The organism is Gardnerella sp. 26-12, from assembly GCF_001660745.1.
Classification (GTDB): domain Bacteria; phylum Actinomycetota; class Actinomycetes; order Actinomycetales; family Bifidobacteriaceae; genus Bifidobacterium; species Bifidobacterium swidsinskii.
In genome coordinates, this window is sequence record NZ_LWSR01000006.1 from 15,512 (window position 1) to 24,478 (window position 8,967).

The window sequence follows — 8,967 nt, forward strand, 5'->3', positions numbered from 1 at the left end:
CGTTCGTAAGGGTGAATTGCAGCAATGAACTTACTCATTGACACAGTTTCGTTATCGATAATGACGCTTTTTGGTAGCCATCCCTTTAATACTCCGGTTGCAAACCATGTAGAAGCAATTCCTGCGCATAATGCAATAGCTCGGTCAATTACATTTCCGTGCAGTGGCCACAACGCTATAAATGTAAGCATTATGATAAGGCATAATATAAGTGTTATTTTTGCTGTTGCGATTGGCAATATTGCTGCAATTGCGAGAAGTACTACAACAAAAATTTGGCTTACAAACATCGCTAATGCGTTCATGCTAGGTATACGGGTATGTTTTTGAACATTTACGCAAGAATTATCATTTTTCTGCATCTTGTCATTGCAGATACGTGTTTCATTGCTCATACACACTCCCTAGTGCCGTAATTTCATATTTATAAAGCGTAATATGTCCGTAAAACATTAACAAATTACTTTGTTTATTTACTAATGTAGCCTATAACCTGCACTGCGCTTTATTGTGTTGATATTTTTTATCTTTGGAAAATGCAAGTGTTGCGCTTATCGCTATTTTTCGCAGTATGGTTTACAATTCCTGTAAAGGCTGAATTTGCTACTACATCAATTGTTTGTTGGAGGCATCATATGACTGATATCACATTGATGACTTCGTGTGCTTCTCCCTCTTCAGTTTTACCTTCACTTACTTTGTTATCTCATAAAGTGCGTTTACTTTCTTTGGATACGTCAAGTTTGGCAAAACTACCTGCACAAACCATTCTTTTGCTTGATGCGCGTGAGGATTTAGTTCTCGCTAAATCAATGTGTTCTTCTCTGCGTGTTGCAAATATCACGGTTCCTGTCATATTAGTTATAACTGAGGGTGGTTTTACTGTAGTAAATCCTTCGTGGAACATTTCTGATGTTGTGCTTACTGATGCTTCTCCGGCAGAAGTAGAGGGTCGTTTGCGTTTGGCTTCTTTGCAACACGGATCTTCTGATGATTTATTTGTGCATTCGCAAGGCTCTGAAATTGATGATTCTTTCAATTCAGACAATGGAACTATGCGTTCTGGAGATCTCGTTGTAGATATGCGTAGCTACACAGTGAGTTTGCATGGTCATCCTGTTGATTTAGCTTATAAAGAGTTTGAATTGCTGAAATACTTTGTGCAGCATCCGCGCAGGGTGTTTACTCGCACTCATTTGTTGCAAGAAGTATGGGGCTACGACTACTACGGTGGCACTCGTACTGTAGATGTCCATATTCGTAGGCTTCGCGCAAAACTTGGTGTTGAATATGAACATTTGATTGGCACAGTGCGTAATGTTGGCTATCGCTTCGATCCTTCGGAATCAGATGAGAATAGCGAGATTTCCGAAAGCAACATTGAAGATGATTCTGAAAATGATGCAGATAAGCAGTCTGCGCAATAATGATTTATCAAAGTTCTAATATGCGAGAATCAAAACAAGCGAAATTAGCTCGTATTTATGCAGAGTACGATTTATTGTGCAAAGAAATACCGGAACCTAAGTGTGCATTAAATTTCAAAAATCCATTTGAGCTACTAATTGCTACTGTATTAAGCGCGCAAACTACAGATAAGCGTGTGAATATCGTGACGCCTGAACTCTTTTCTATTTTTCCCAACGCGAGTTCTTTAGCTGCTGCTCCTGTATCTCAAGTTGAGTCAATTATTTACCCTCTCGGATTTTATAGAGTAAAAGCACAGAACATTATTTCATTATCTGCATGTTTGCTTAATAATTTTTCTGGTATAGTGCCATCAAATATGGAAGCTTTAATATCGTTGCCAGGTGTTGGTCGTAAAACTGCCAATGTCGTTCTTGGCAACGCATTTGGATTACCGGGGTTTCCTGTAGATACTCACGTAATACGTGTTACAGGTCGTCTTGGTTGGCGTAAGGTTCAGAATCGTCCAAATCCTGTTGCTATTGAGCGCGAAATAACTGCTTATTTTGCTCCTAAAGAGTGGACTAATCTCTCTCATAGACTTATTTTGCATGGCAGAAAAATTTGCACTGCTCGGAATCCAAAATGTGTTTCATGCCCTTTAAATACAACATGTCCGTCGGCAATTATTTAAAGCGTGTTGTTCACAATTCAGATATTGATATAGACTGTAGGTTATGTCAAGAACAGGCAAATATGCGTGTCACGCTTCCAGGTCATATCATACTCGTACTAGTGCAGACTGGATACCATGGGTTGTGTTTGTGGTTGTGTCTGCAATAATGAGCGGCATTTTGTGGTGTGGATGGCAAATGTACCAGGGTCATTCGCCTTTTGCTGCAATAATGCATCCAGCTAGTAACTCAGTGCTAAAAGTTGGTCTACGTACTGCTCCTGAATCTCTTGATATTAGAAACGACGACAGTGACGCTTTACAGCAAGCTTTAATTGGTAATGTTTACGAAACTCTTGTTAAACGTGGCGATGATAATAGTTTGCAACCAGGTCTCGCGAAGTCATGGGATATTTCGAAAGACGGCTTAACATATCGTTTTAATTTGCGTCAAGGTGTGCATTTCTCTAACGGTAGTGAGATGACTTCAAATTCCGTATTGCAATCTTTGAAACAAGGCATCACAAATAATTATCCTGGTTATAGCGCACTTACAAATATTAAAACTGTTAATAATCCGGATGATTACACTTTAGTAATTACACTTAATAATCCAGATGCTTTACTTCTACGTCGTCTTGCTGGACGTGTTGGCATTGTCTATGACACAAAATCGATGATCGACTATGCAAGTGCTGCTCTTGGCACAGGTCCTTTCACTGTAAGTGACTACAATAAAGGCAATTCTTTAGTATTACTTCGCAACGATAAATATTGGGGAACCCCTGCTTCTTGTGCAAGTATTACTTTGCAATATTTCAATAGCGATACTGCTCTAGCTGAGGCAATGGAAAAGGGCAATATTCAAATGGCAGTTCCGCTTGAAGGTAACGAAAATAAGCGTCTTGCTGCTGTTGCTAATACGCAAATGGTAGAGGGTCAGAGCACAAGAGTGCGATTTATTGCAATAAATACAACAGTTTCGTCGATTTTCTGCGATGAGCAGGCTCGTAAAGCTGCGAGATATGCTTTGAATGCGCAAACTGTACTTGCAGCTGATGGCAATGGTGGTGTTCCAGTAGGAGGACCTATTGATCCTCTTTCAACTGGTTATGAAGATTTAAATGGATTGTACCCTTATAATCCAAGCAAAGCTGCTCCCTTGTTCCATTACTTTAGTGCAAGCTATTTAGGAACTATTAATTTTCTTGTTCCACAGGGCGAAGGTGGAGTTGGGCACGAGCTTTCAAAACAAATTAGTTCCGTGAGCGGTTTTAAGGTCAATCTTGAAGAAGTTGATCAACAAACTATGCGTAAACGTATTAGTGAAGGTAAGTATGATCTTGCGCTTACTACGAGCAATCGTACTTTAGATGAAGGCATGTTTGCAGAAAGCGGTTCTCCGTTCGTTTTGCAAGACGCGCGTGCTCAACAAGCTTGGACCGATGCGGTTCATTCTAAGAATGCAAACGAATATGAGGCAAATGCTCGTGCATATGCGCGCGAAGTAAGCAATAATGCTGCAGCTCACTGGTTATATGCTCGAAAGAGCATTATGACTGTAAAGTCTAATGTAAGCGGCTATACGAAAAATATGACGGATCAGCTTCTGCCATTGCAGAGCATAGTGGTGAAATAGAAAAGCGTAAGATTTGCGTTGTCGCGCTGAGTTTCTAATATTCAGTTCATGAGTGAACAGGATAATAACGCAGTAAAACACGCACATTTAACACCATTGCCTAACAAGGTTGGTGTTGATGGTCTTGAAGACAAGTGGCGTAGCAATTGGGACGAAGCTAAGACTTACGCATTCCATAATTCTCGCGACCGTAAGGCCGTATATTCTATCGATACTCCACCTCCAACCGTTAGTGGTCACTTGCACGTAGGTCACGTATTCTCTTACACGCATACGGATGTCATTGCGCGATATAAGCGCATGCAAGGCTTTGACGTGTTCTACCCAATGGGTTGGGACGATAACGGCTTGCCAACAGAGCGTCGAGTGCAAAACTATTACGGCGTGCGCGTAGACACTTCGCTTAAATATGATCCTGATTTTAAGCCTCCTTTTGAAGGTACTGAAGGTAAGAAGATTGAGGCAAAAGATCAGGTTCCTGTAAGCCGACAGAACTTTATTGAGCTTTGCGAACGCTTAACTTCTCAGGATGAGAAGCTTTTTGAAGCTTTGTGGCGTAGGCTTGGTCTTTCTGTGGACTGGTCGCAAACTTACCACACTATTGGTGAGCAGCCTCGCCGAGTTGCACAAAAAGCGTTCTTGCGCAATCTTGCTCGCGGAGAGGCTTATCAGAAGGATGCTCCTGGCTTGTGGGATGTGACTTTCCAGACTGCAGTTGCACAAGCAGAGCTTGAATCGCGCGAATATCCTGGTTTCTACCATAAGATCGCGTTCCGTTTTGAAGATGGCACGCCAATTTATATTGAAACTACGCGCCCAGAATTGCTTGCTGCATGCACTTCTTTGATTGCAAATCCAGAAGATGAGCGTTACAAGAAGTACTTTGGTCAGGAAGTTTATTCGCCACTGTTTAAGGTGAAAGTTCCAATTTTGGCGCATTCTGCTGCCCAAATGGACAAGGGTGCAGGCATTGCAATGTGCTGCACTTTCGGTGATGTAACCGACGTTGAGTGGTGGCGTGACTTGAATCTCCCAACTCGACCAATCATTCAGCGAAACGGCCGCATTGTGATGACCACTCCTGATTGGATTACGGATGAGTCTGGCCGCGAAATGTTCGAGAAAATTGCCGGTAAAACCACGTTCTCCGCTCGCAAGGAAGTTGTTGAAGCTTTGCAAGCAGCTGGAGATATGGAAGGTGATCCAAAGCCAACAAAGCGTATGACGAACTTCTACGAAAAGGGCGATAAGCCTTTGGAAATCGTCACTTCTCGCCAGTGGTATTTAAAGAACGGCGGTACGGACGAAAAGTTGAACGCTGAGCTTATTGAGCGCGGTAAGGAACTTAACTTCCATCCAGACTTTATGCGCGTGCGCTATGAGAATTGGGTTCACGGCTTGAACGGTGACTGGCTTATTTCTCGCCAGCGCTTCTTCGGCGTGCCATTCCCATTATGGTATCCAGTAAATGAAAATGGGGAAGTTGACTACGAGCATCCTTTGACGCCTAGCGAAGATCGTTTGCCAATCGACCCAACTATTGACGTTCCAGAAGGCTTCGACGAGTCTCAGCGAGACCAGCCAAATGGCTTTACTGCTGAGCAGGATATTATGGACACTTGGGCCACATCTTCCTTAACTCCACAAATTGTGACTCGTTGGGAAGAGCCAGGTGAGGAAAATCAAGCTTTGTTTAAGGCTACTTTCCCAATGGATTTGCGTCCACAAGGCCAGGATATTATTCGTACTTGGCTGTTTAGTACGGTTGATCGCGCGCATCTTGAAAACGGCTGCTTGCCTTGGAAGCATGCTGCGCTTTCTGGCTGGATTCTAGACCCAGACCACAAGAAGATGTCTAAATCTAAGGGCAACGTTGTTGTGCCAAATAAGCCAATCGAAGAGTTTGGTGCGGATGCTGTGCGCTACTGGGCAACTTCTGCAAAACTTGGCTTGGATGCAACTTACGACGAAGGTCAAATGAAGATTGGTCGACGTTTAGCGATTAAGCTTTTGAATGCTACGAAGTTTGCGCTCGCAATTGGTCGCGAAGATGATGAGCATCAGGTTCTTGAGTCTGCCAGCGCGGATTGGGATTTTGCAGATGTTACGGAAGTTTTGGATCGCTCTGTTATGGCAAAGCTTGCATCCGTTATTCGTACTGCGACTGATGCGCTTGAATCTTACGAGCATTCTAAGGCTTTGGAAGCAATCGAAACATTCTTCTGGGAGTTCTGTGACGATTACATTGAGCTTGCAAAGAATCGTGCTTACGGTACTGCAGAATCCACTGGACGCACTCCAAGTGAAGCTGCTGTGAAGTCTGCTCGCACAACTCTTGGTCTTGCACTCGATGCTTTGGCTCGCTTGCTTGCTCCTTACTTGCCTTACGCTACTGAAGAAGTGTGGAGCTGGATGCATGACGGCGAAGGATCCGTGCATCGTGCTAGCTGGCCATGCGCTAAGGCGTATGAGGCTGCTGCAAACGGAGTTTCTGCAGACACTTTGGCTTACGCGGGTGAAGCTTTGGCTGCTTTGCGCAAGATTAAGTCTGAAGCAAAAGTTTCTATGAAGACTCCTATTTTGCAAGTAACTTTGAACGTTGCAGAAAACGCTTACAAGGCTGTTGAGGAGACTTTGGATGACGTTGCTGAAGCTGGTCGCGTTACTGGAGAAGTAAAGCTTAACGCTGTTAAGGCTGCAGTTGCTGGAGATTCTTCTGCTTCTGAATCTGAATCTGCTTCTGATTCTGCAGAATCTGATGCAGCTAACGTAAACGTTTCAGTTGCTCAAAGCGAACTCGGCGAAGCTCCTGCAAAAAAGAAGTAGTTGCAAGTAACCGAAAATAATTAATCGCAAAACAAAAGCGCTGGAAGTCAATCTTCGACTCCAGCGCTTTTTGTGTATTTAATAACTAAGCATCGTCACTTATTTCTTTTCCAAGTCAAGGCGCTTCACCACATCGTCGAGTGGAAATGTTTCTAATTCTCCACGTTTGTATGCTTCAATATCTGCCATTAGACCATATTCATGTTCAAGTTCATCAATTTGAGCTTCTAGTGCTTGATTCATGTAAAATGAACGGGTGCGGTGAGTGGTTTTAGCGAGCCGATCATAACGATCTAAAACGTTAGAGGGTACTCTTAATCCTGTAATTGTTGCGACCATTTTCAATCTCCAATGTAAAACATGTAAAACATATATTACCTTACACTCAGAATAATGCAATCCAATGAGTTGTAATCGCGAAGCATCGCGCGGTAACGCTAGACTGTAAACCATGAATCCAGAAAGCTTAAGTGAATTAATTGAAAAAATTGCTAAAGATTTAGTAGCAAGCGGTAAAGCTGGCAATCTAACAGAAGATTTGATTCCTGCTGCCGAAAAACTTGCAGTTATGCGACCAAAAGATCGCGCACACGGCGATTGGGCTACGAATGTTGCTATGCAACTCGCTAAAAAAGCTGGTATGAAGCCTCGCGATTTAGCTGAACTTTTTGCCGAGCGTTTGCAAGAAGCAGAAGGTATTGCGTCTGTAGAAGTTGCAGGTCCTGGCTTTATTAACATAACGCTTGATTCTGCTTCTGCGGCGGCGGTCGTAGACGAAGTCTTAAAGCAGGGTGCGGCTTTTGGCAAGAATACGCATTTGAGCGGCAAAACTTTGAATCTTGAGTTTGTATCCGCAAACCCAACTGGTCCAATCCACATTGGTGGAACTCGCTGGGCTGCAGTTGGTGATTCCATGGCTCGAGTTTTGGAAGCGAACGGCGCAAAAGTTGTGCGTGAATACTACTTCAACGATCATGGCGAGCAAATCAACCGTTTTGCAAAGTCTTTAGTTGCTGCAGCTCACGGCGAAGAAACGCCTGCAGATGGTTACAAAGGTGCGTATATTAACGAAATTGCGGACGCTGTTATAAAAGAAGCAAATGCGGACGGCGTTGATGTTCTTTCATTGCCGCGAATTGATCTTGGAAAAGACGAGGAAGGATTGCCTCTTGGCGAAGGCGATTCCGAGCAGCGCGAAGAGTTCCGCAAGCGCGCAGTTCCAATGATGTTTGCGGAAATTCGTAAGTCTATGCGCGATTTTCGTGTTAGTTTCGACGTGTGGTTCCACGAAAACAGCCTGTACGAGGATGGCGAAGTTGAGCGCGCTATTGCAGACTTGCGTGAGCGTGGAGATATTTTCGAAAAAGACGGCGCAACTTGGTTTGAATCCACTAAGCATGGCGACGACAAGGATCGCGTAATTATTAAGTCCGACGGAAACTACGCTTACTTTGCTGCTGATATTGCGTACTATCGCAACAAGCGTCACCGCGAGCAGAATCCTGCAGACGTAGCAATCTACATGCTCGGCGCGGATCATCACGGATATATTGGCCGAATGATGGCAATGTGCGCGGCTTTTGGCGACAAGCCGGGCGAAAACATGCAGATTCTTATTGGTCAGCTTGTAAACGTTATGAAGGACGGAAAACCTGTGCGCATGAGCAAGCGTGCTGGAAACGTTATTACGATTGACGATTTAGTTGATGCAATTGGCGTTGACGCTTCGCGCTACTCGCTTGCTCGCACCGACTACAACACAAGCGTTGATATTGATTTGGATTTGCTTGCTTCTCACAGCAACGATAATCCTGTGTACTACGTGCAATACGCTCACGCACGCAGCTGCAATGTGGCTCGCAATGCGGCTGACGCTGGAATTACGCAAGATGGCGCTGATTTAAGCTTGCTTAATACCGAGGCTGACGGCGAAGTGTTGGCTGCTTTGGCTCAATGGCCTGCTGCTTTGGCTCAAGCTGGCGATTTGCGCGCTCCTCACAGAGTTGCGCATTACCTTGAGGATTTGGCAGCAAGTTACCACAAGTGGTACAACCTTGAGCGTGTTGTACCAATGGAGTTAACTGACCCTGAAAATCGTTTGCCAGAAGCCGAGCGTGAAGCTCAGCGCATTGCAAAGTGCCCAGAGCCAGCTCGTGCTGCAGCTCGCTTAAAGCTTAACGCTGCTGTGCGCACAGTTATTGCAACTGGTCTTGATTTGCTTGGAGTTTCTGCTCCAGAAAAGATGTGATTTTGCTTATTTTATATAAGATTTAGAGCAAAGCTATAGAGCATTTTTGATTACATAGGACGTTGGTAGCTTGCCAGCGTCCTTTTTTATTTTTTATTAGAGACACGCACGAATTATAAGTTTCTATCGATTAAGTACATGCAATTTATTAATATCTGTCTCTTATACACATCT

Annotated in this window: 6 protein-coding genes and 1 pseudogene; 5 read left to right on the forward strand and 2 right to left on the reverse strand. The window is 43.8% G+C overall.

Annotation, left to right across the window (positions count from 1 at the left end; genetic code table 11):
* Positions 1–395, reverse strand: a pseudogene (locus A5295_RS06295) (beta-carotene 15,15'-monooxygenase); the annotation flags it as partial.
* Between the two features lie 240 nt (positions 396–635).
* Here A5295_RS06295 and A5295_RS00895 point away from each other — a divergent pair.
* The 4 genes from A5295_RS00895 (at position 636) to valS (ending at position 6,545) form a co-directional block, all read left to right on the forward strand.
* The gene (locus tag A5295_RS00895) at positions 636–1,427 is read left to right on the forward strand and encodes a response regulator transcription factor (RefSeq protein WP_064621471.1); all 792 of its coding nucleotides are present in this window, start codon (positions 636–638) and stop codon (positions 1,425–1,427) included.
* Positions 1,428–1,447: 20 nt separating this feature from the next.
* Complete coding sequence (nth, locus tag A5295_RS00900) at positions 1,448–2,101, forward strand: endonuclease III (protein WP_033888628.1); 654 nt, start codon at positions 1,448–1,450, stop codon at positions 2,099–2,101.
* A 130-nt stretch (positions 2,102–2,231) separates the two neighbouring features.
* The gene (locus tag A5295_RS00905) at positions 2,232–3,719 is read left to right on the forward strand and encodes an ABC transporter substrate-binding protein (RefSeq protein WP_082915436.1); all 1,488 of its coding nucleotides are present in this window, start codon (positions 2,232–2,234) and stop codon (positions 3,717–3,719) included.
* Positions 3,720–3,767: 48 nt separating this feature from the next.
* Entirely contained in the window at positions 3,768–6,545 is a 2,778-nt protein-coding gene (valS, locus tag A5295_RS00910; RefSeq protein ID WP_064621467.1) for a valine--tRNA ligase, read from the forward strand.
* A gap of 99 nt (positions 6,546–6,644) precedes the next feature.
* Here valS and A5295_RS00915 read toward each other — a convergent pair whose 3' ends face one another.
* Positions 6,645–6,884, reverse strand: coding sequence for a ribbon-helix-helix domain-containing protein (locus tag A5295_RS00915; RefSeq protein WP_064621468.1), 240 nt, complete (start codon positions 6,882–6,884; stop codon positions 6,645–6,647).
* A 112-nt stretch (positions 6,885–6,996) separates the two neighbouring features.
* On the opposite strand from A5295_RS00915, the gene argS reads away from it, so the two are divergent.
* Complete coding sequence (gene argS, locus A5295_RS00920) at positions 6,997–8,793, forward strand: arginine--tRNA ligase (RefSeq protein ID WP_064621469.1); 1,797 nt, start codon at positions 6,997–6,999, stop codon at positions 8,791–8,793.
* The last annotated feature ends 174 nt before the right edge of the window (positions 8,794–8,967 follow it).

Coding starts and splice junctions, on each gene's coding strand:
- valS (WP_064621467.1), top strand. CDS start 3,768: ATGAGTGAACAGGATAATAACGCAGTAAAACACGCACATTTAACACCA.
- argS (WP_064621469.1), top strand. CDS start 6,997: ATGAATCCAGAAAGCTTAAGTGAATTAATTGAAAAAATTGCTAAAGAT.
- A5295_RS00915 (WP_064621468.1), bottom strand. CDS start 6,884: ATGGTCGCAACAATTACAGGATTAAGAGTACCCTCTAACGTTTTAGAT.
- A5295_RS00895 (WP_064621471.1), top strand. CDS start 636: ATGACTGATATCACATTGATGACTTCGTGTGCTTCTCCCTCTTCAGTT.
- nth (WP_033888628.1), top strand. CDS start 1,448: ATGCGAGAATCAAAACAAGCGAAATTAGCTCGTATTTATGCAGAGTAC.